Here is a 21,458-nt window from a genome sequence, read left to right as displayed (position 1 = left end):
TGTGCCCATGAAACGCCCTTTTACACTGATTGAACTTCTGGTCGTGATCGCGATCATCACGATTCTGGCTTCGATGCTGCTGCCGGCCCTGAACCGGGCGCGCGAAAGCGCGAAAAAGACCGGCTGTCTGAATACGCTCAAGCAGCTCGGCTTCGTCTGCCAGACTTATGCGGAAAACAACCGCGACCTGCTGCCGTGCGCCCGTCAGTGGGACGGCGCGACCATGCCGTCCGACCCCGATTACAATGCGACGAACTACGCGGCCAGCCGCATGGGCAGGGAGTTCCAGGCGCTCGGCGGCTCGTACTGGGTCTGGAAGCAGTACGGCGGAACCGACGGCTGGTACAACTCGAAGCTGTTGAACTGCCCCTCGCACATCGCCGGAAAAACCGGTTTCTTCAACAGCTATCACCGCAGCGACTATCAGTTCAACTACCGCTTTTCGGAGGCGAAAATTGCCGGAACCATGCGCGAGACTTACGACCGGGGCTCCTGGGGCTACGGCCGTCCTCTGCCGGGGTCGCAGGTGTTCCTGTTCCGCGACTTCCATTTCGGCGACCGGACCTTCGGACACCATAACCGGACCGGGAACGTCGTTTTCGCCGACGGCCACGCCGAAAATCTGAAAACCCTCCCGGCGCGTTACCGCAACGACATCGCCGAAAGCTACTGGTAAAACCAACAGAAAGGTGCATTTCCAGCCATGAAACAGAAGCTGAAGATCCGACTTATGAGTATGCTTGCCGTCCTCGCCGCGGCCGCCGGGAGCGGCCTCTCCTGCGCCTCTCCCCGGGATGGTGCCGGCGACATTCTGCCGTCCGGCAGCCTGGTCCGCAACGGCGACTTTGAAAACGGCCTCGAAGCGTTCACGCCGCACCTGCTGCCCGGGGCCCGGGGCGGCATCGCGCCGGAAGGGTTCGAATCCGCCTCGCTCCTGACCGTGTCAGTCCCCGCGGCGCTGTGTGAAACCGAAAACTACTATGCGCAGACGGTTCCGGCCGATCCGGCCGAGCCGTGCCGCAGCTACCGGCTGACCTACTGGCTGCGTTACAAGGTCCTCGGCGGCGAAGGCGGCGGCGCCGGCATCCTGGTCACGTTCCTCGATGCGGAGGGCCGGGCCGTCGGCCGGACCCCCGGCAGCCACCTGCGGCGCACCGAGGACGCGAAAAACCAGTGGCAGGCGATCGACCGGATCAAGGACGGCTGGTGGGACAACTACGAGCTTGAGTTCACGCTGCCGCCCGAAGCTGCCGCATTCCGCATCGAATGCGGACTCTTCCGCGCCGCCGGAACCGCCGATTTCGACCGGATCATCCTCGAGCTGCGGCCGCCCGTCGCGGAGGCGCTCGCCGAAGCGAGTCCGATCCGGGCGAAGGTCGGTGCGAAGATCGTCAAGCCGCGGCTGTCGGAGCTGCTGTTCGGTGTCAACGCCGAATTCCGCTACCCCGGCATCACGCGCGGAACGCTGCCGGCGCATGACCCTCGGAGCTTGAACCGCGAATTCGCTTCGGCGCTGCACGAAGCCGGAGTCCGGGTGCTGCGCTTTCCGGGCGGCATGCCGACCCACCAGTATTTCACCGAGGGACCGGAGGCGCAGGCGAAGCTGTTCCGGCTTTTTCCGGCGCAGTCGTACTATTACCGCGGCATGGGCTATCCGCGCTTTCCTGACGTGCTCGATTTCTGCCGCCGGAACGGATTCGAACTGCTGTTCGAGGTCAATACGATGTTCTTTGCGGACGAAAACGGCGACGTCTGGCCGGTTTCGGAGAACAGATATAAAGAACAGCGTCCCGAACTCTATGCGGAAAGCCGCATCGGGGAGGCGGCCGCCGCGCTCGGACGCTTCATCGACACGCTGCCTGCCCCGGATGCGATCCGCTACTGGGAGATCGGCAATGAGGAGTTCGCGCTGATGCCGCTCAGGGAGTATGCCGCGATCGTGACCGCCTTTACCCGGGTCATCAAAGCGAAGAATCCCGGCGCGGTCATCACGGTCACCGGCAACACCTGGCCTGCGGCTCTCTGCGAGGCGCTCGACCGGAGCGGCGCACTCGACCGCGTCGATTACCTCTCCGCCCATTATCCGTGGGGCGATCACTTCCGCCCCGAGCCGGGCGGAGAGAAGGACCTCGAACGCTTCGTCTGCGGCACGCTGCACTGGGGCGTCAACACAAAGGCCCACCTCAAGATGCTGCGCGACGCCGGATTCGACCGCATCCGGATGGCCGGCAACGAGACCAGCGTATTCAAGTTTCACACCTGGGATGCGCACCGGGTCATCTACACGCCCGCGCACGGTCTCCTTTTCGCGGCGAACTGGATGGAGGCGATGAAGATCGACGACATGGACGTGCTGACTTTCCATGACCTCGAATCCCCGTTTTTCGGCATGATTCTCTCCGGGCAGTATTTCAATCCTGCAACCGGCCGCTTCGAGCTGCTGAAGCCGGATATGACGGCCTGTCCCGCCGGTGTGCCGCCGGAATACTTTTTGCGGGACCGCTGCCTCGTGCTCCCCTCCGGGCACGCCATGAAGCAGCTTTCACGCCACTGCGGACTCGGCGTCCTTGAGGATACGGTGGAGACTCCGGCTCCGAAGCGTGTGCTCTTCGACCTGCTTGCCTCTCCGGTCGGCGAAGGGCTGCTCGTCAGCTGCGTGAACCGGGGAGCGGAGGAACGCCGGCTTACGCTCGATGTGTCGGAACACTTCGCCTCCGGCCGCGCGGAGCTCGGCGGCATCCGCTGGCCCGGCCTCGACGGCCTGCCGCAGCCGCCCCTCGCCGTCGGCGGAGCCGCCCCGGTGCGGAACGGTCTCGTCACCGTCACGCTGCCGCCCTTTTCAATCACCCGGCTCGAGATAAAGGATGGTGCCAGATGATGAAAATAACCGGATTTCTCCTCGTTCTTCTTCTTGCCGCTCCCGGTTTTGCGGCTTTCGAACGCCGCTGGAACGCAGCGGAAATCGCCGGATGGCCGGGCGCCGTTCCCGAAGCTCTCCGCCGCGACGGAAATGCGTTGCGGGCCCGGAAACCGGTCCTGCTCGAAACGAAGGTCCACTTCGGCCGGGGACAATACCGGCTGCTCCGGCTGACCGTGCGGACGGCGGAATCCGCTCCGGTCGCGCCGTTCACCGTGATCGCGCTCTTTCAGGGCGGCCGCGAGGCCGGCAACCACTACTGGAACAGCGTCGTCAGAGCCGGAATCACGCCCGGAAGCGACTGCTACGACAGTTTTCTCACCGTTCCGGCCGACGCGACCGAGCTCGGCATCAAGCTCCGGCTCGGCGATCGCGGCGGCACGGCCGGAATCACAGATGTCACGCTCGCCGAAGTGACGCCGGAACAGCTGACCGGGTCTGAGGTGACGGTCAGCGTCGATCCGTCGAAGCGCCTGGCTTCCCCGACCGCATTCCACTTCGGCGCGAACGTGGTCGGCAACTTCCCCGGCATTCTGGCCGGAACCCGCCCCGCTTCGGAGCCGGGCTCGCGGAGAAGCGATTTCATCCGCTTCGTACAGTCGACCGGGCTGCGCGCGGCCCGTTATCCGGGCGGCACCGAGAGCCACTGGTTTCTTCCCGAGAGCGTCGGGGCGACCCGGCGGCTCTTCCGCCTGACCGAGCGCCGCGACCCGGCCTGCCCGGTCGGCTGGCAGGAGTTCAAATCGACCATGAAGGAGGCCGGGATCAAGATCATCTATCAGCTCAACACGAGTTTTTACCTCGACGACGGCAACGAAATCCGCCCGATTGACGACACGTATTTTCCGCGCAAAGCCGGTTTCAGGGAAAGTCCGCCGCGTTACGCCGAAGCCGCCGCCGCGCTTGAGCGGAATTTCCGGAACGGCGTATTCGTTCCGGGCGATGTAGACTACTGGGAGATCGGCAACGAGGAGTTCGCATATATGGATTCCGGGCGCTACGCGAAAGTCTGCGCCGCCTTCATTCCGGTCATCGCCAGATACGACCCCGGCAGGCCGATCTGCGTGACCGGGATGAAGGAGCTGCCGGAGAAGCTCAAGGCGCTCGGCGTCTGGGATCAGGTTACCGGAGTCACGACGCACTACCCGTATGCGGCCTGGCCCCGGCCGACTCCCGGCTACCTGACCGCCGACTACCGCAGCTTCGCGAATGCCGACGTTCGCTTTTCGAAGAACCTCGCCCATTCCGCCGGGAGCGAAAAGAACATTTCGGTCAGCGAAAGCAGCGTCTACAACCTCTTCACTTACGACTTCAACCGGATGCAGCCCTCCTTCGCGCTCGGGCTTGCCCTTGCCGGGAACTGGCCCGAGCTGCTTAAAAACGGCAAGGTCGATATGGCCGTCTTTCACGATTTCGAGTCGAACTACTTCGGGCTGACCCGCTACGACGCCGGTTTCGACGAGGTCGGCCGCCGTTTTCATTCGCTGGACGGAAAGACGCCGCCGCCCCGGCAGGAGGGGAGTGACGGCAACTGGTTCGTGAATCCGGCCAAGTCGAATTCGGTCCGCTGCTACCCGAAGGAGTATGTGCCTTCCCCCGGCTCCGAAGTCATGGCCATGCTGTCGGCCTTTGCGGGCGGGAGCGTCTGCGCCGCCGGGACGGAGTCAGCGTTCGGCTTTCCCGGCACGGTCCTCGCCGGAACCGGCGCCGGCGGCCGGCCGCTGCTGTTCGTTTCGAATCCGCTGGAAATTCCGGTTCTCGTCCGGCTGCGCTGGCCGGGGTTCCCTGCCGAATGCGCGCTCCGGCGGATCGATGCGGACAGCTTCGCGGCGGCGGCCCCCGGCGAATACCGCCGCCGGAACGCCGATATCACGCTCTCCGGCGGCCGGTTCATCCTGCCGGCCCGCTCCGTCACGCTGCTCGCCGGAAAGTAGAGCGGTATTCCCGGCCGCGGTCAGGCGAGGCGGAATTCGCGGCAGGCTTCGACGTAGGCTTCGATATTCTCCCACGGAACTTCGGGTTCCAGCAGGTGGGTCGGGGTGCAGAGCAGCCCGCCGGCTTCTCCGGCGATCTCGAGGTTGCGCCGGACGACGGCCTTGACCTCGTCCGGCGTTCCGAACGGCATTGTGCTCTGGGTGCCGACGGTACCCCAGAACGAGAGCTTTTTTCCGTACTCGGCGTGGATTTCGGCGAAATCCATGCACTCGGGCTGGACCGGGTTCAACACCTCGACGCCGGCCTCCATCAGGTCGGTGATGAACGGCGTGACGTACCCGCAGGAGTGGTAGGTGATGACCATATCCGGCTTGGCCGCTTTGGCCGCCTGCACCACGCGGGCGAGACGCGGTTTCAGGTGTTTCCGGTAAAGCTCATGCGACATCATGATCGTCTGCTGCATGCCGATATCGTCGCCGAGATGCAGCAGGTCGGCGCCGCAGGACGCAAAGGCGGCGGCTCGCTGTTCAGCCAGGACGGTGATGCGTTCGAAATGCCGTTCGGTCAGCGGGTCGTCGGTCATCATGCCGACCATCATCTCCTCCATGCTGCGCATGTACCAGGCGGTCTCCCAGATCGTGCAGTTCAGCGGAACCATGGCGGCAATTCCGCGTGCATGGAGCGCCTCGACCTCCCGGCGGCACTCCTCCGCCTGCGACGGGTCGAATTCGGGGTAAGGGTACGAGGCGAACTCCTCCTCCGTCGTAAAATTCTGCATCGGGTGGTACATCCGGCTCATATGCATCGACTCCGGCGTCGGCTCGTGCGCCACGCCCCAGATCGAGAAGCTCGTGCCGGGCAGGAACTCCCGGCCGGAGTAGCAGCGCTCGTTCCAGTCGCGGAACTCCTGGCGCAGGAACCCGGTCCGGAGGTTGCGGAACGGGAATTCGAACACGTCCCGGTAATCGGCCTCCTCGCCGTAAACCTCGTGGAATTTTCGCTCAAGCGCCGGGCAGAGATCGAAATGCACCGGCTGAAATTCGAACCCTTCGCGCCGCCACAGCTTCAAGATATTTTCCCGCTGATCCATCGTATTGCCTCCGCATATGCCGATTGTTGACCTGATTCCGGTAAACATAGCATCGGCCGGAACGGATTTCAACCCGGAATTTGCGGGCGGCCGGTGTTCCGGCGAAGAAAATAATCCACGATTTTGTGGTCTGCCCGTCTGGAAATTCAGGGAATACGCATTATGTTGTATAAATAATAAGATTGAGCGGCATTCACGTTTTTGCGAGGAGTTTTTCCATGCTTACCAGGGAAAGTCTGAAGTTTTTGAGTGATTTCATGAATGCGTCGAGCCCCTCCGGCTTCGAGGAGGAGGCGGCCGGCGTGTTCCGTTCCTATGTATCCGGCTTCTGTGCGGAGGTCCGGACCGACGTGCTCGGCAATACGATGGGCATTCTGAATCCGGGCGCGCCGCTGCGGGTCATGCTGGCCGGCCATTACGATGAGATCGGCTTCCAGATCGTCTACATTTCCGACGAGGGGCTGCTTTATTTCCGTCCGAACGGCGGAATCGACAAGCTGAACGTCCCGTCCACCGAGGTCGAAGTCCTGACCGCGAACGGCCGGGTTCACGGTGTGATCGGCAAGAAGCCGATCCATCTGCTGAAGGCCTCCGAGCGCGACGTTCCGCCCGAGCTCTCCGACATGTGGATCGATATCGGCGCGGCCGACCGGAAGGAGGCCGAGAGCCTCGTTTCGATCGGCGACCCGGTCGCGGTCTGCCCGAATTTCCGGATGCTGAACGAGCATCGTTTCATCTCGAAGGGGACGGACGACAAGGTCGGCGCCTTCGTCGTCGCCGAAACGCTGCGCGAGCTCTCGAAACGGAAGCTGAATGTCGCGGTCTACGGTGTCGGCACGGTGCAGGAGGAGGTCGGCCTGCGCGGCGCGCACACGAGCTGCTTCGGCATTGACCCGCAGGTCGGCTTCGCCGTCGACGTCGGCTTTGCGACCGATCTGCCGGATATTCCGAAGAAGCTGCTCGGCGAGATCAAGCTCGGCGGCGGCCCCGAACTGAACCGGAGCTGCGACAACAACCCGGTGCTCGGCCGCCTGATCCGGCAGGTCGCCCGGAAACATAAGATCGCTTATCAGGAGACGGCGGCGCACCGCGCGTCGGGCGGGACCGACACGGCCCAGATGCAGATGACCCGCGCCGGGGTGGCGACCGCACTGGTCAGCATCCCGAACCGGTATATGCACTCTCCGGTCGAGATGTGCGACCTGCGCGACGTCGAGGGGGCGGTCAGGCTGCTGGTTGAGTCGATCGCGGCGCTGAAGGGCGACGAGAGCTTCATCCCCGGAATCGATTGAAGGGAGGAACCCGATGACCCAGTCGGAGCTTTCCGCCGCCCTGCAGAGGCGGCAGCATACGAAAAAGAACCTGAAGCGTTATATGCATACCCGCAGTTTCAACCAGCTCGCGGGCAAACGTACGGCGCCGGGCAGCGAGCGTGTGGACAGTCACATCTTCGCCCGGGTCGTGCTCGGCATTTTCACGCTTGGTTTTCTGCTGACCGGCCTCTACTTCGTCCTGTTCTGACGCATTCCGCCGCCGCCTCCATACCGGGCGCGGCGGTATACTATCCCGTACGGTATTTGTCGTAGCGACTGCCCGTTCTTTTTTTGGGAAACGGAATTTTTACGATTATTTTCATCCCGCTCTTGACAAAGCGCATTTTTTTTGTCATAATATATAGCAAAATTGATATAGTTCAAATTTGCTATAGGTGATTTCATGGATGCAAAATATCTCCAGATCACGGAGTCGATCAAGCGGCAGATCCGGAATGGTGACTACCTGATCGAGAAGGTGCCTTCCGAGCGGAAGCTCGCGGACTCGTTCGGGGTCAGCTACATGACCGCCCGGCGCGCCGTGCAGCAGTTGATCGAGGATCGTTTCTTCCTGCGCTGCGAAAACGGCCGGCTGGCGATCGGCCCGGCCGCCGTGGAAAACGCCGGGCGCCTGAACGTTGTCCTGGTTCTGCCGAACTGGCCGATTCCGTCTCTGGACAAATGGCGGAAGGCGCTGTACGAACTGGTGCGGGAACGGAACGGCGTGCTGAAAACAGTCTATTTCGACCATGAGGACGACAACGTCATTCAGGAGGCGCTGACGGGAGACTTCTCCCGCGTATTCCTCGAACTGCCGGTCATTCCGGAGCTGACCCGGCAGCGGCTCTGCGGAATGAGAGACAAAGTGGTTTTGCTGCAGCATGACCTGACCGACTTCGGGCTGACCTGCCTCGACGCTGCTTCGCCGGAAAACATGGGGCTTCTGGTCGATCACCTGCATATGCTCGGACACCGGAAGATTGCGCTGCTCAATACGCAGCCGCTCAACGAAGTCATCACCGGGCGCATCGAGGTGTTTCGCCGCAGGAGTGCTGAACTGGGGCTCGAGCATCAGTTCTTCAATGCTCCCGTCAATACTTTCGAGCGCGCCGACCATAAAGCATACGAGCTTGCCGGCGGGATCATCCGCCGGAACTGCTTCTCCGGAACAGGCATTGTCACGACTACGATCGAAGCGGCGATCGGCACGCTCCGCGCGGTTCACGACAACGGGATGCGGCCGGGAAAGGAGATATCGGTCTGCGCGTATGGCGGGCTGGAGAGCGCCCGGCTTTCGATTCCGTCCATCACGGTCATCTGTGCGACGGATATCGAACGGCAGTGCCGCAATCTGCTGTGCGACATCCTCGACAGGAGAACACCGGAGCGGCTGCTCTATTCCTGGGAGAAGATGAGCATCTGGCAGGGGGAATCCTCCGGGCCGGTCCTGCCGCGGTAGAAAAGCCGGATTTATGCAGCAATCAAGATTCAGGGAGACGTCATGATCCGTTCGACATTCATCGTGCTTATTCTCGCCGCCGGTTTTCAGCTGGGGGCCGCGCTGCTGCCGGTCGACCCGAACGCATTCTTCACCGTTCCGGGCAAGCCGTTGCGGCTTAAATTCAAAGGAAGTGCCGGAAACGCCGCACCGCAGGTCGGGCTGACTGCCTTTTCCGGGCAGAAATACGGCACCGTCCGCCTTGTCCCTCTCGGGGGAGAGTTTGTTTTCGAACGGAAAGAGGGACTTCCGGCCGGTTATTACACGCTCACCGTTGACGGAGCAAAGTTCGGGCTGCTCGTCCAGGAGGCGTATCCGGGTGAGCCGGATTTCTTCTTCGGCATCGACTGCTTTTTTTCGTGGAACGAAATCACCCATTCGGAAATGTATGAAGCGCTGAAGCTGCTGCGGCGCTATGGCGTTGCGGCGGTCCGCGACCGTTTCGAGTGGAGTGCGATCCAGAAAGATCCCAGGGTTTACCTGTTCCGCAATCGTTATGACGAAAACCGGCGGCTGTATCCGCGTACCGGGGTCCGGCTGCTGGACGTTCATCACGGCGCGCCGGACTGGGCGCACCCGAATCTTCCGCGTTTTCCGGAGCAGCTTCAGGCCGCATCCGTTTTCTGGATGACGCTCGGGGCGAACTGGAGCAGCTGCTGGAACGCCGTCGAAACCTGGAACGAACCCGAAGGCGGATTCGGCGCGAATCTTCCGGCCGATCAGATGATGCCGGGCGCCAAGGCAATGCGGTACGGGCTTTATCATGCGGCTCCCGCCGTCAAACTCGGCGCGGCGGGTTTCACTTCGATCGCTCCCTCCGGCAACTACCACCGGACTGCGGCGAAGAACGGCCTTCTGGACAATGCCGATTTTGTGAGTTTTCACACCTACGGCGATGCGGAGTCGCTCATTACCCTCACCCGGCAATACCGTGAATGGCTTGCCGCCAACGGAAAAAGCGGCATGCCGCTGCGCCTCACCGAGGTTTCGCGCGTCGCCTGGGATAATTTCCGGACCGGTGAGGAGTCCTTGAAAATCGCGGCGGAACTTGCGATGCAGGCTGCTGTCGGACGCGCCGTCGGGCTCGAGCAGCTCTATTTCTTCGCCTACTATGAACTGAAAGAGGGGAACAAGACGTTCGGATTTCTGGCGCCGGACCGGACGCCGCGCCTTTCGTTCGCCGCGTTCCTGCAGAGCGTCCGTCGTCTCGGCCACACCCGGTACGCCGGCAAGCTCCGGACCGGGAACCGGATGATCCGTTCCGCCCGTGTCTACACGGGGGACCGCGGCTGTGTGACCGTTCTCGAAACCGCCGGCGGCGGGACATTCGCGCCGCCGTATCCCGTTTGCAGGGTCGAGGGATTGGACGGCAGGGTCATCGCAGGAAACGCCGACGGTTCCGTCCCGCTGCCGGACCCGGTTGTCTATCTGCTTTCCGACACGGTTCCGGAAGAGCTGCTTGACACCGGCACGCCGGAAAACCGCCTGGCCGCGCTTGCCGGACTGCCTGCGCCGGACCGGACGCCGCCTTCCCCGCTCGTGCTCTTTCCGCATCCTGATTTTCAGGCGATCAGCCGTTACAGTTCCGCCGGCGGCTATACGATTGCGGCGGGAACTCCGGTCCCGGTCGGTCTCGACATCTGGAATCTCTCCGCCGAGGCGCAGGAGGCGGAGCTCTCCGTCGACACCGGGCTTATGCTGGTTGCGGGGGAAGCCGCACAATCCGTCATCGTGCCGCCCTGCGGCAAAAAGCGGCTGGATTTCACGGTCATGATGCCGGAAGGGGCAGCCGCTCCGCTCGATCTGGATTTCACGGTCGAATCCGCGGCGGGAACGGACCGCGCTTCCCTCGCGTTCCGGCCGCTCGGCGCGGTGCAGAGGCTTGAGGTTCCGCGCGGTGGAATGGCACAGGTCGGATTCGGAGGTTTGGAGAACTGGCAGATCCGCATCAAGGATCAGCCGTGGAACAGCCGCGCTGATCTCGACGCCGCATTCCGCCTGAGTTATACGGATGAAGCCCTCACACTGACCGTGGAGGTTGAGGACGACCGCCATTTCTGCAGTTTTCCGCCTGCGGAAATGTGGAAGGGGGATTCCGTTCAGATCGGCCTTCAGGCCGGAAAACCGAAGAGCCTGGCCGAGCGGGCGAAGTTCACCGAGTACACCATCGGGCTTACACCGGAAGGGGGGAAAGCCTGGCGGACCGGCGGCCGCTCCGGCAACAACCCCGAACAGAATCTGCGTGATGTCCCGCTTCAGATTGTTCGCCGGGGAACCCTTACGCGCTACACCCTCACGCTGACCGCGCATGAACTCGGGCTCAGGGCGTTCCGGCCGGGAGACTCGATGCGTCTCGCGCTCGTGGTCAACGACAACGACGGTGCCGGCCGCAAAGGCTACCTTCACTGGGCGGACGGGATCGGCGTCAATAAGAATCCCGAAGAATTCAACACCATTGTTCTGAAATAGAAAGGACCCGACCATGAAAAAGCGTTTCACCCTGATCGAATTGCTCGTCGTGATTGCGATCATCACCATTCTTGCGGCCATGCTGATGCCGGCGCTGAACAAAGCACGTCTGGCCGCGAAAATGTCGAACTGCGTGAACAACCTGAAGCAGAACGGGCTCTTCCTGCACATGTATGCGGCGGACAACAAAGGAATTTATCCGAACAGCAATCAGGAGTATTATCCGTTCGACGGCTACTGGAATTACGAGTACGTATGCTATCAGCAGAATCCGGCCGCTTTTTTGCGGATGATCAAGCCGTATACTCAGACCTGGAAAACTCTGTTCTGTCCCGTCGACCGGATTTCCACGCGCACGCCGGTGATCAATAACTGGGATGTGCTCAGCAACAGCGTCAACATGACGCAGCAGAGGGGGATCAGCTACAACTACTACGGGACCCTGACGCCGGAAAGCAATCTCTGGTGGGCCAGGCCGGCGCCTCCGAGAATTGCCGGGAAATTTTCCAATGCCCTGATGAGCGACAGCGCTCTCTGGGATTCCGCGGCCGGAGGGTGGGCGTTCCGCCATATGCCGTATGAGTTCAACTACCTGATGGATGACGGCCGCGTCGTCATGCGGATCAGGGTCGGTTCCGGCATGGACAGCGCCAGTCGCAATAACGTTCTGGTTTTCGCCCAGAGGGAGACGCTGCCGTAACCGCCGCGCATTGCGGAGGCGGAGCGCGCACTCAGCAGACGAAGCGGGAGGGCAGGACCGTCTGCTCGGGCGTGATGCCGCCGCGCAGCCGGGCGACCAGCATCCGCGCGGCCGCTTCTCCGGCGGCGCGGCGCGGCAGCGCCACGGTCGGCCAGGCCGCGAAAGAGAGGCCGTCGCAGCCGACGACCGGAAGGCGCATCCCCTTTCCCTTCAGGACCTTTTCAATATACGGAACCTGATGGTCGCCCGCGACGAAAATCGCGTCGGGCATTGTGCGCGCGAGCAGGAGCCGCAAGGCATTTCCGGCCGCCTCCGGCAGCGGGCGCGTGTGCTCCGTCAGTTCCGGATCGTACAGCCCGAGCGACTCCAGCGAACGGCGGTAGGCGTGAAATTTGTTGAGCAGCATCGGGTTGTAGCTGTCCTTCACTTCGCCGAGAAATGCGATTCGCCGGCAGCCGCGCCCGGAGAGGAACTGCATCGCCTCCCGAATGCCGGGCTCGTAATCGAAATAGACCTGCGGAAACTCGGGGTCGGCGATGCGGTCCCCTGCACTGACGACCGGAACGCCCTGTTCCTGAATCAGTTCCAGGAAGCGGGGCTGGGTGATGCCGAGCAGGATTTTCCCCTCCGTCCGGCTGAAGCGGAAATCGTCGAGCAGAAGCTCGCCGGTTCCGTCGTCGGCGTGAAGCTGGGTCAGCACGGGGCGATAGCCGGAGTCGAGCAGCTGCGTGATGCAGCCGTTCCAGATTTCTCCCCAGAACGGGTGCTCGAAAAGGGCCGAATAACCTTCGAACAGCACCTCTATCTGGTGTTCTCCCGCACTGCGCGACAGCACGAAGGTGCCGACGCCGCGCTTGCGGGCCAGCCGTCCGGCTTCGACCAGCTGGTTGATCGCCTTGTTGATCGTTTTGATGTTGACGCCGAACTCGGCGGCGAGATCCGCTCCGACCGGAAAGCCGGACGTGTAGATTCCGGCATCGAGCCGGCGCTCGAGCTCCGCGACGATATCGCCCTGTTTGTAGACCGCTCCTTTGCTCATGGCGTCACACCGAAAAACAGCCGGCAGCCGTGGGGCGGCACTTCCGCTTCGATCCGGCCGGAATCGGCTTCCAGCAGCTGCCCGCTCCAATGCTCTTTGAATGCCGTTTCCGGGCCGTCGTGCCGGATTGCGAACCGGCGCGGCTCTTCGCCGAAATTGAAGAATCCGTAGACCGGCGCGCCGGTTTCGGCGAAACGGCCGAACCAGACGGAGGGCACGGTGCTGTCGCGGAAATCGAGCGGACGCACGTCGCGGAACGCATCGGTCCGGCGCAGCAGCAGTTTCGAAAGCTCCGCCCGCTCCGGCGCCAGCGATTCGAACCGGTCGCACAGCAGCAGCAGGCCGCCGGCCAGCCAGAGCGCGGAACTCCAGAGCTGGACCTCCTCCTCCGAAAGGCGATTGTTGTCGAGCCGGGCGATATGGACGTCTGGATCGTTGATCCACAACGCCTTGTGCATATATCTCCGGTTGATGACGTTCCGGCAGACATTCGGGACGGTCGGCGCTTCGGCGAAATCCTCGCGGTTGTCCGGGCGCCAGTACGGCGTGATGTCGGTGCTGATCCGCTCGGCATCGACCAGTCCGGCCGAGGCGCCGAGCACGGTCGTGCAGCCGAGGATGAAGCGGTCGTCGCCGAATCCCTCGCGGATCGCGGCAAGCCCGCGCCGCAGCGCCTGCACCCGTGTCGCGCCGGGATCGTGAAAACGGCCGTCCTTCGCTGCGCAGGCGTACATCATGAAGTCGAGTTTCACATATTCGAAGCCGATCTCCGCCAGTGACCGGAAGAGCGTCCGCAGATACGCCTGCGCTCCCGGATGGGTGCCGTCGAGAACCGCGACCCGGCTGCCGCGCCACTCAGTCGTCCAGGCGATGTCTCCTCGGGAATCGTGCACGACATAGTCGGGGTGTTCGACGAGTAAACTCGAACGCTCTTCGACCATGAACGGCGCGAGCCAGAGCCCGGGTTTGATTCCCGCCGCGCGGATCTGTTCCGCCAGAAACCTGAGCCCGTGCGGGAACTTTTCGTTCGTGACCAGCCAGTCGCCGAGCGCAGCCTGGTAACCGTCGTCGATCTGGAGGTATTCGAGCGGCCACTCCGCGCGATGTTCCTTCATGTACGCAAGGTTTTCGAGCACGTCCGCTTCGGTCACCTTCGAGAAGTAGTAATACCAGCTGCACCAGCCGGTCGGCGTGTGGTCCCGGCGGCGCAGCTGCATGCGGTCGCCCCAGATTCCGGCGTATTTCCGCAGCAGCGCCCAGGCGTCGGGACCGGGCAGCAGGAGCAGCTCTTCCGCCCGGAACGTCTCGCCCGGCAGCAGGCGGGCGCGGTCGCCGCACGAAACGGCGTCGAAGCCGGCCGGCGCTGTTTCGCCGAGCTCGATCTCGAACCGGCAGACCCGGTCGGCGGTCGTGACGAAGCCGGCCAGCAGGGAGTCGCCCTCGTCCGGCAGCAGGACGGTCACATACTCCGAGGTGAAGCGATTCGGCTTCGGCGGCTCGAAACGCTCCGGAACCGAAACCGCAAACGGCAGGTAATCGGGGTTGCAGCGGAAATCCGTCTCGCCCCAGCCGACTGTTCCGCAGGCGCTGGCCATGGTCCACCCTTCGCGGTAGACGCGCAGGCGGGGACCCGGGACGGCGAGCGAATCCCGCTCCGGCGACCGCGACCAGCGGAGAAAATCGACTTCGACCGGCGAACCGGTTTCGTTGGTGAATTCCGACTTCAGGAAAAGCCCGCCGTCGTCCGGAGATACGCCGGCCCGGAAGCGGATGCCGCCGTTTTCCGCCTCGAACCGGTCCGGCCCGCAGCTGCGCCAGTTTTTCGCTTCAACTTTTCGCCCGTTGAATCCGGCTGTGAGCCGGAGTTCGGCAATCAGCGGAACGCCGCCGCCGTTTTCGATCCGGAACCCGTCTTTTTCCGCCGTTATTCTCATGCCCGCCCCCGTTGTTTCATACTTCGCCGAAATACTTGCGGCTCATCAGATTCTCCTCGATGCAGCGGATCTGGGTCCGCATAAGTTCCGGAGAATATAGCGCGCGGAGCTCCCGAATGCCGGCCTTCTCCATCGCTTTTTCGAGAAATCCGTTCGCCCGGTACAGGTCGTCGAGCGTTTCGCGGACGTTGAAGCGGCCCGGGGAGGTCGGCAGCGGCGGCCAGCGCGAATCCGACACCCACGCGCTGGTCAGCGCCTTCAGCGCGTCGTCAAGCTCTTTCCGGCCGCCGGTCCGCTTTTTCAGGAGCGCGATGCCGTCGAAGATCGAACGGCAGACCGGGTCGAGCAGCCGCGAATATTCGGTGTTCGCCCACGCCTTCGCCGTGCCGCCGTGCCAGGCGACGCCGTTTTCGATCTGCTCGATGAGATCGTTCTCGATCGGGGGGCCGGCATTCTCGATGACCTCGGAGGGAGTGGAGAGCTCGTAGCCGAGCGATGTCGCCGTGTCGAGCAGCTCGCGGAAGCGCGCCACGCTGGACGGCTCCGGCTCGAAGAAGCGCGCCTGGTTGAACTGCTTGACGTAGAAGTAGGCGGAAGTTCCGATATACTCGGCATCCTCGGCGTACGGCATGATGAAGCTGCCGGAAGCTGCGATGCGCGATTTCCAGTTTTCGAGCATGGCGCGGATTTCGCCGGACGAAACCGGTTCGCTGCGCATCCCCTCGGTCGCTCCCATCAGGTACCAGAGCATCGGGTTGGCCATGCAGTCGGAACGGAAGATCATGTTGAGCCCGTTCGGGGCGGCCGACGGATTCGTCAGGTAGCGCAGGAATTCCGGCTTGTCCCTGATGTACTCCTCGATCTTGAACAGGTGATTCTTGTTGCTGTGCCCCTGCACGTCGTACGAAAGCCCGGTCGCTTCGCGGATCTCGGGGAACGACAGGAAGAAGCTGTCCGCATCCATCACGAGCGATTGGAAACCGGCCTCGCGGTAGAGCTCGGGCAGGAACGACGCCCAGCCGCACTCCGGGTTCCATCCGGCGGCCGGGCGCACGCCGGTGTATTTCTCCCACGCATCGAGGCCGTGCCGGAGCGTGTCGAGCCCGATTTCCGGCGGGATGTTGGCCAGCATGACGTGGATGAAGGGAGAGCCGACCGGCTCGATCCGCCCGGACTGGACGAGTTCGCGCAGCAGGGCGAGCACTTCCGGCGCCTCCTGCGCCATGACCTCGAGCGTGCGGCCGGAGGCTTCGAACGCGATCCGGTATCCGCCGTCGCGCACGAGTTCGAACAGCGGACGGTAGGAGTGCTCGCACACCCACCGCCGCCGCGCCGGGTCGAGCTGGGAGTACTGGATGTTCGCGTGCGGCATAAAGATGATCCGCGGTTTCTTCGGCATGGTTTAACTCCTTGATCCTGTTATTGATTCTGTTTGAGGAAACGCAGCGAGCGCCGCAGCCCGTCCTCCACGTCGGCCGGCAGTTCGTATTCGATCAGCGCGGGGCCGTCGTACTCTTTCAGGACGGCCGGCAGCGCCTTCCAGTCGAGCCGTCCTTCGCCGCAGCCGGCCGGGACGATGCCGCCGGGCACGTCCCGGAAATCCTTCAGGTGAACGAGGACGATCCGGTCCCGGAAGAGCCCGAACCACCGTTCCGGAGCGGCGTCGCCGACCGCCGCGAGGTTGGCCGGGTCGTAGTTCATGCCGATTTCGGCGGCGGGGAGCGATTCGAGCAGTTTCCGCATCGTGTCGATCCGGGTCGTGACGGTGGCGGAGTGGTGGAGCACATCTCCGGTTGCCGCCACGCCGCCGTGCGTCTCGATCGCGAGCCGGACGCCGGTGCCGCGCACGTGTTCCGCCGCGAGCTGCAGCGCCTCAAGCGCGCGGTCGAACCGTTCGCCGTAAACGAGGCTGTCGGACGTGAAGCCGGCGAAGATGCGCAGCACCTTCACTCCCAGCGCGGCCGCGATATCGGCCGCCCGTTTCACGCGGTCGAGCGATTCCCGCACATCCGCTGCCGAACCGGCGGTGAAATCATTGCCGGTCGCGCCGCAGTCCGGACGCACATCGTATTGCGCGAAAAGCGCTTTGACCTGCCGGATCTGCTCCGCCGATGCGTCAGGCTGCAGCACATCCCGGTGATAGTTCGCAATCGACAGCTCGAGCAGATGCAGCCCCATCGCCTGCGTGAGTTTCAGCTGTTCCTCCAGCGGGAGCTCGCGCAGCCCCCATGCCGCGTTTCCGTACTCCATTATTTCACCTCGCGCCAGTCGAGCAGGATTTTGAACACGTTGTAACCCTTCCGGTTCTGGTATTCGAACGCCTCCTTCACCTTCTGCACCGGCCAGATTTCGCAGGGCAGGTGCGACGTGTCGAACTTCCCTTCCGCCATGTACTTCAGAATCTCCGCCTTGCCGCGCGCCTTGATTGCGCAGCTCATGGTGATCGTGCAGTTTTTCGTGAACCAGCGGTGATAGTGGTCGAAAAGCAGCTTTTCGGGGTAGTCGCCCTGCAGGTGGATGTGTCCGGGCTCGTCGTCGTCGCCCCAGCCGCCGTCCTTGAGGTAGCGGTGCAGGATGCCCGGCACCGCCGGGTTGCCGCTGCACTCCATGATCTTGTCGGCTTTTTTTCCGCCGGTCAGGTCGAGCAGCTTCCGCTCGGTCGTGTCGTCGTGCGGCAGGACCACGTCGGCGTAGTGCTGCGCGATCTCGCGGCGGAAACCGTTCTTCTCGATCGCGATGACCCGGATTCCGGGACATTTGATCTTCAGCAGCTGCATGGCCGATATGCCGACCATGCCCGCCCCGACCACGACGACCGTGTCGGTCGGGCGCAGGTCGAATTTCTCGAGTCCCTTGAGCGGCACGCAGGCGAGATAGGCCAGGACGGCGTCCGTATCCGAAACGTTGTCCGGAACCTTGCACATCGGGTCGCCGGCTCCTCCGGCGTTGTCCGAATCCTTGTGAACGAGGCGGGTTCCTCCGCCCCAGGCTGCGCAGACGTCGCCGTATTTGCGGCATTCGTTGATCATGACCCGGTCGCCGGCCTTCAGGTCCGGCGCATACGATCCTTCTTCGAGGATCACGCCCATGTTTTCGTAGCCCGGCACGAGCGGGTAGTAGCACTGTTCGGGGTGCTGTTCCCCGCGGTAGGTCTTCATGTCCGTGCCGGTCGAAATCGCGCTCCACAGCGTTTGGGCGACCACTGTGTCGGCACGTTTCGGGGTCAGAGCGACGGGACGGAACGCCGCTTCAAACGGCCGCTCGATCACCACGGCGGGGGTTCTGATCAGATCCATGGAAAAACCTCTCTTCTGTTGACAGGTGAATGGCTTTACTATGGTTATTTTACGAAAAGACCATACCGGATGCAAGCGCGAAATGGAAAAAAATGCGAATTTTTCCGGTTACGGAGCGCTCAGCCCTTCCGGATTGGCGTGGACACGGGCGAAGGCGCGGGCGTCGCCGTCGTAGGTGATCCAGACGTACCACGGCAGGCGTTCGCCGCGTTTGTCGCGCAGCAGGGCGGCGTCGAAACCGCGGTCCGGCTCCAGCTCGAAGCATTTCTCCTCCCCCGGGGAGAGCGTAAACGCGAGCGGTTCCGACAGCGGTGCCGGAATTCCGTCCACCCGGAGCTGCAGCGTTCCCGCCGCCTGTTCCGGCAGGAAGTTCATGACCCGGACCGCGACCGGTTTGCCTTCGCCGGGCTGCGAAGCGACGGCCAGCAGCGGTCCGGCATTCCGCATCGCGATCAGCACCAGGCTTTTGTCGAGCTGCGGCAGCGTCGTCGACAGCACTCCTTTTTCACAGCGGAACGGAAGTTCTTTGAGCGTTTCGCGGACCGTGTCCATTACAAAGAGCCGCCGGATTTCAAACGGGACATCCGCTTCGAATGCAACCGCATGCCGCTCGTGCGGCCCCCAGTTGGCGATGCCGAAGAGAATGCACTCCGCATTGCCGAAGCGGGAGAGGATCTGGAATGGCGAATCGTCCGTTTCGACATCGTCGGAACCGAGCGCCGGCCGCATCGGCGGACGCACTTCGCAGCGGTCGAGGAATGCGCGGAGCAGCCGGCGGTACGCCGGGTCTCCGACGTTGATGATCTCGTTTCCGCGCGTCGCCGGATTCGGCAGCGTGTTCAGCGTGTAGAAGTAATTCCGGTACGAATTGAAGAAGGTCGCGGCAAAGTAGAGCACCCGCCCTCTGCCGGCCGTCCGTTCGATCGCCGCCGGGGAGCCGTCCGGGAAGCGGGCCGGTATTTCCGCATCGGCGGCGGCGGCGATTCTTTCGGCCCGGTCGATCGGCTCGACGTTCGGGCGGTGCCGCCAGCCGAACGGCGTCTCCTTCGTGATCGGCGCGTAAAGCCTGATCCCTTTGTCATCTCCGGCGTCGAAGCTCTTGAACGCATCGGTCGTGCCGAGCGATTTTCCGCCCAGCAGCCCGCGGAGGGAATCCGTTTCGCGGTGGAACTGGTCGAAGCGCCCGGCCTGGTATTCGGCGATCAGGATTCCGCCGGCCCGGACGAATTCCGCGATTCTCTGCGCCGTCTCCGGCCGCAGGTGGCGGGAGAGCGGCAGCAGCAGGACCCGATACCGGGTCAGCTCTCCGGCCGCAATATTGTGATGGCTGATGATATCGGTCGGGTAGTGAAGCTGGGTCATGAGCTTGTAGGCCCCGCGCATGGCCGATATCGGCGCGACGTTCGGCGTCTGAGAGATCTCCTCCCACGGAAAATAGACTGCCGCCGTCGCCGGCGGAACCCGGCCGGTCATCAGGACCGGGGCGAGCGTCTGGGCGGCCTTCGCAACCTGCGCCGCGCCGCGTCCCTGCGGCGTCAGCACTCCGTCCGGTCCGCACAGCCAGAAGCCGCGGTGATTCTGCGTCCACGCCTGATGCCAGCAGTAGAAATAGACCCCTTTGAGCCCGCGCAGGAAGGCGGGCATATACAGCAGGTGCATATCCGCCGAACTCTTCTCCGTCTGGTTCACGCGGCGGAACTCAAAATTCGATTCCAGAAATTTCAGCGGCCGTTCCCCGACCTGCGTGCGGTGAAAATCCAGGCTCATCGCCGGATCGAGATATCCTTCGCGCTGAAAAGGATAGATGTCGTATCCATAGACATCGCACGCATCGCGCAGCAGCCACGGGTCGGCGGCTGTGCTGACGGCGTAATAATCGAAATTGATCGGCTTGGGCATAATCGGCGTATCCGGCAGGTGCGGCTTGATCAGGCTGTAGGCCTCCCGGAAATATTGTGCGACGCTGTAACGCCGGAACTCCATCCAGTCGAACCAGGCGGCGGACGGGCCCGTGAATTTGCGCGGCGGTTCGATCCCGGAGAAATCGCGGCAGTTTGTGCCGTAGAGCCGGTTCAGGGCAGAGATGTCCCGGTAACGCTCTTTCAGCCAGTCGCGGTAGAGCCGCAGCGTGTGTTTGCTGTAATCGGCCAATCCTCTGACGTGCCAGGTGTGATAGCCGTGTTCGTTGTAGTAGACGATCTCCTCCAGGCCGGGGTGGCCGTTCAGCTCATCGAACACCCCGGCGGTTTCGGCGCCGAGGCGCCGCGGCACATGCATGGCGATGTTCTTCAGCGTCTCGCCGTCGGCGTTGACCATGTAACGGCCGTCTTCGGCGGTTTCGAAGGTCACGCCGCAGTTGCTGCGGCTGAGCGACTGCTCCCGGACGATCGAACTCAGCACCCGGTCCGAGAGCCCGGACGCATCGCTCCAGTCGTGGCGGACGGTGAAGCCGAGCGCGGCCGACTGCGCCGAGCCGTGGGCGGTTCCGACCGACATGCGGTATCGGCTGCGCTTCGGCAGAATCCGGAGCTCACCCGTGGAGTGCGCCGCCAGTTTCGCATCCGATTCGAAGCGCGGAGTCAGGCGGAACGTTTCCGGCTTGGCCGCCGGGAACGACCAGACTCTTTCGCTTTCTCCGGGCGGAACGGCCAGTGCGCTCTCCCATACGCAGGTTTCCCCCGCGAACAGCTTCAGTCTGCCGGAAACGGGGGAAGGAAACGGGTTGTTCAGCTTCACCGTCCCGGAGACTGTTCCGCCGGCCCGGAAAAGCGTCCGTTCCGGCCGGATTTCCGCCTGCAGCCGGCCGGCGAAAACGACGTTCAGCTCCGAGAGCTCCATATGGAGGAAGCCGTGCGGACGGCGCAGCGAGAGCCGGTACTCGGAGAACCCCTCGGCACCGGGATTCAGCTTGATTGCAAACACCTTCGGCGTGTCGTCTTCACCGCGCACGAACCACGGCTTCGCGGCCAGTTTCACGGTTTTCCCGTCCCGCACCCCTTCGAGCGTGACGCCGGAAATCACCCACCACCGGTTGATCGAGCGCGATTTGAGCGCGATCTCCGACAGCGGCTCTCCGCCCGGAATCCGGATCGTCAGCATTACTGTGGAAGGTCTGCCTTCTCCGCCTTTCCAGATGGCCGGCAGCTCCGAAACCGTCCCCGTATCCGGCGCCGGAAGTGCCGACACGCCGATGTTTTCATCCCCGCCGCGGAGCAGCGGCGCGGCGGCCAGCGCCGCCAGGACAAGCCAGTGTTTCAACAGGGTCAT

Annotated in this window: 15 protein-coding genes; 8 read left to right on the top strand and 7 right to left on the bottom strand. The window is 63.2% G+C overall.

What is annotated here, in order from left to right; all coding sequences use genetic code 11:
* Positions 1 to 7: 7 nt before the first annotated feature.
* Genes FYJ85_RS05980 through FYJ85_RS05970 form a run of 3 tightly spaced genes read left to right on the top strand, consistent with a single transcriptional unit; the run spans position 8 to position 4,851 of the window.
* On the top strand, positions 8 to 676 hold the full coding sequence (locus FYJ85_RS05980) for a type II secretion system protein (protein ID WP_154417370.1): 669 nt from the start codon (positions 8 to 10) through the stop codon (positions 674 to 676).
* A 27-nt stretch (positions 677 to 703) separates the two neighbouring features.
* The gene (locus FYJ85_RS05975; RefSeq protein ID WP_154417270.1) at positions 704 to 2,878 is read left to right on the top strand and encodes a hypothetical protein; all 2,175 of its coding nucleotides are present in this window, start codon (positions 704 to 706) and stop codon (positions 2,876 to 2,878) included.
* Entirely contained in the window at positions 2,875 to 4,851 is a 1,977-nt protein-coding gene (locus FYJ85_RS05970) for a hypothetical protein (protein WP_154417269.1), read from the top strand. Before FYJ85_RS05975 ends, FYJ85_RS05970 begins: the two co-directional genes overlap by 4 nt.
* A 20-nt stretch (positions 4,852 to 4,871) precedes the next feature.
* On the opposite strand, the gene FYJ85_RS05965 is transcribed toward FYJ85_RS05970, so the two are convergent.
* On the bottom strand, positions 4,872 to 5,942 hold the full coding sequence (locus tag FYJ85_RS05965) for a uroporphyrinogen decarboxylase family protein (protein ID WP_106054481.1): 1,071 nt from the start codon (positions 5,940 to 5,942) through the stop codon (positions 4,872 to 4,874).
* A 218-nt stretch (positions 5,943 to 6,160) separates the two neighbouring features.
* On the opposite strand from FYJ85_RS05965, the gene FYJ85_RS05960 reads away from it, so the two are divergent.
* The 5 genes from FYJ85_RS05960 (at position 6,161) to FYJ85_RS05940 (ending at position 11,922) form a co-directional block, all read left to right on the top strand.
* Positions 6,161 to 7,234: a M42 family metallopeptidase gene (locus FYJ85_RS05960; protein ID WP_106054482.1), complete on the top strand. Its 1,074-nt coding sequence runs from the start codon at positions 6,161 to 6,163 to the stop codon at positions 7,232 to 7,234.
* Between the two features lie 13 nt (positions 7,235 to 7,247).
* Positions 7,248 to 7,463: a hypothetical protein gene (locus FYJ85_RS05955; RefSeq protein WP_106054483.1), complete on the top strand. Its 216-nt coding sequence runs from the start codon at positions 7,248 to 7,250 to the stop codon at positions 7,461 to 7,463.
* Between the two features lie 195 nt (positions 7,464 to 7,658).
* Positions 7,659 to 8,714 carry a substrate-binding domain-containing protein gene (locus FYJ85_RS05950; RefSeq protein WP_154417268.1) on the top strand — a complete coding sequence of 352 codons (1,056 nt, stop codon included), beginning with the start codon at positions 7,659 to 7,661 and terminating at the stop codon, positions 8,712 to 8,714.
* Positions 8,715 to 8,756: 42 nt separating this feature from the next.
* A complete protein-coding gene (locus FYJ85_RS05945) occupies positions 8,757 to 11,222 on the top strand; it encodes a sugar-binding protein (RefSeq protein ID WP_154417267.1) in 2,466 nt (821 codons plus the stop codon).
* A gap of 13 nt (positions 11,223 to 11,235) precedes the next feature.
* Positions 11,236 to 11,922 carry a type II secretion system protein gene (locus tag FYJ85_RS05940; protein WP_106054486.1) on the top strand — a complete coding sequence of 229 codons (687 nt, stop codon included), beginning with the start codon at positions 11,236 to 11,238 and terminating at the stop codon, positions 11,920 to 11,922.
* Positions 11,923 to 11,953: 31 nt separating this feature from the next.
* Here FYJ85_RS05940 and FYJ85_RS05935 read toward each other — a convergent pair whose 3' ends face one another.
* The 6 genes from FYJ85_RS05935 to FYJ85_RS05910 all read right to left on the bottom strand — a co-directional run bounded on the left by FYJ85_RS05935 (position 11,954) and on the right by FYJ85_RS05910 (position 21,458).
* Positions 11,954 to 12,961 carry a LacI family DNA-binding transcriptional regulator gene (locus FYJ85_RS05935; RefSeq protein WP_106054487.1) on the bottom strand — a complete coding sequence of 336 codons (1,008 nt, stop codon included), beginning with the start codon at positions 12,959 to 12,961 and terminating at the stop codon, positions 11,954 to 11,956.
* Positions 12,958 to 14,895: a glycoside hydrolase family 36 protein gene (locus FYJ85_RS05930; RefSeq protein WP_154417266.1), complete on the bottom strand. Its 1,938-nt coding sequence runs from the start codon at positions 14,893 to 14,895 to the stop codon at positions 12,958 to 12,960. Before FYJ85_RS05930 ends, FYJ85_RS05935 begins: the two co-directional genes overlap by 4 nt.
* Before the next feature lie 16 nt (positions 14,896 to 14,911).
* On the bottom strand, positions 14,912 to 16,294 hold the full coding sequence (locus tag FYJ85_RS05925) for a glycoside hydrolase family 38 N-terminal domain-containing protein (protein WP_154417265.1): 1,383 nt from the start codon (positions 16,292 to 16,294) through the stop codon (positions 14,912 to 14,914).
* 20 nt (positions 16,295 to 16,314) lie between these two features.
* Entirely contained in the window at positions 16,315 to 17,145 is an 831-nt protein-coding gene (locus tag FYJ85_RS05920; RefSeq protein ID WP_154417264.1) for a sugar phosphate isomerase/epimerase family protein, read from the bottom strand.
* Positions 17,145 to 18,191 (bottom strand): zinc-binding dehydrogenase, encoded by a 1,047-nt coding sequence (locus tag FYJ85_RS05915; protein WP_106054491.1) that lies wholly within the window; start codon positions 18,189 to 18,191, stop codon positions 17,145 to 17,147. The genes FYJ85_RS05920 and FYJ85_RS05915 overlap by 1 nt, the downstream gene beginning before the upstream one ends.
* Before the next feature lie 108 nt (positions 18,192 to 18,299).
* Complete coding sequence (locus tag FYJ85_RS05910) at positions 18,300 to 21,458, bottom strand: beta-galactosidase (RefSeq protein WP_154417263.1); 3,159 nt, start codon at positions 21,456 to 21,458, stop codon at positions 18,300 to 18,302.

It is taken from the genome of Victivallis lenta, from assembly GCF_009695545.1.
Classification (GTDB): Bacteria; Verrucomicrobiota; Lentisphaeria; order Victivallales; family Victivallaceae; genus Victivallis; species Victivallis lenta.
The sequence above is the reverse complement of the archived record's forward strand: the minus strand, read 5'-3'. Positions and strand labels throughout refer to the sequence as shown.

Coding starts and splice junctions, on each gene's coding strand:
- FYJ85_RS05980 (WP_154417370.1), top strand. CDS start 8: ATGAAACGCCCTTTTACACTGATTGAACTTCTGGTCGTGATCGCGATC.
- FYJ85_RS05975 (WP_154417270.1), top strand. CDS start 704: ATGAAACAGAAGCTGAAGATCCGACTTATGAGTATGCTTGCCGTCCTC.
- FYJ85_RS05970 (WP_154417269.1), top strand. CDS start 2,875: ATGATGAAAATAACCGGATTTCTCCTCGTTCTTCTTCTTGCCGCTCCC.
- FYJ85_RS05965 (WP_106054481.1), bottom strand. CDS start 5,942: ATGGATCAGCGGGAAAATATCTTGAAGCTGTGGCGGCGCGAAGGGTTC.
- FYJ85_RS05960 (WP_106054482.1), top strand. CDS start 6,161: ATGCTTACCAGGGAAAGTCTGAAGTTTTTGAGTGATTTCATGAATGCG.
- FYJ85_RS05955 (WP_106054483.1), top strand. CDS start 7,248: ATGACCCAGTCGGAGCTTTCCGCCGCCCTGCAGAGGCGGCAGCATACG.
- FYJ85_RS05950 (WP_154417268.1), top strand. CDS start 7,659: ATGGATGCAAAATATCTCCAGATCACGGAGTCGATCAAGCGGCAGATC.
- FYJ85_RS05945 (WP_154417267.1), top strand. CDS start 8,757: ATGATCCGTTCGACATTCATCGTGCTTATTCTCGCCGCCGGTTTTCAG.
- FYJ85_RS05940 (WP_106054486.1), top strand. CDS start 11,236: ATGAAAAAGCGTTTCACCCTGATCGAATTGCTCGTCGTGATTGCGATC.
- FYJ85_RS05935 (WP_106054487.1), bottom strand. CDS start 12,961: ATGAGCAAAGGAGCGGTCTACAAACAGGGCGATATCGTCGCGGAGCTC.
- FYJ85_RS05930 (WP_154417266.1), bottom strand. CDS start 14,895: ATGAGAATAACGGCGGAAAAAGACGGGTTCCGGATCGAAAACGGCGGC.
- FYJ85_RS05925 (WP_154417265.1), bottom strand. CDS start 16,294: ATGCCGAAGAAACCGCGGATCATCTTTATGCCGCACGCGAACATCCAG.
- FYJ85_RS05920 (WP_154417264.1), bottom strand. CDS start 17,145: ATGGAGTACGGAAACGCGGCATGGGGGCTGCGCGAGCTCCCGCTGGAG.
- FYJ85_RS05915 (WP_106054491.1), bottom strand. CDS start 18,191: ATGGATCTGATCAGAACCCCCGCCGTGGTGATCGAGCGGCCGTTTGAA.
- FYJ85_RS05910 (WP_154417263.1), bottom strand. CDS start 21,458: ATGACCCTGTTGAAACACTGGCTTGTCCTGGCGGCGCTGGCCGCCGCG.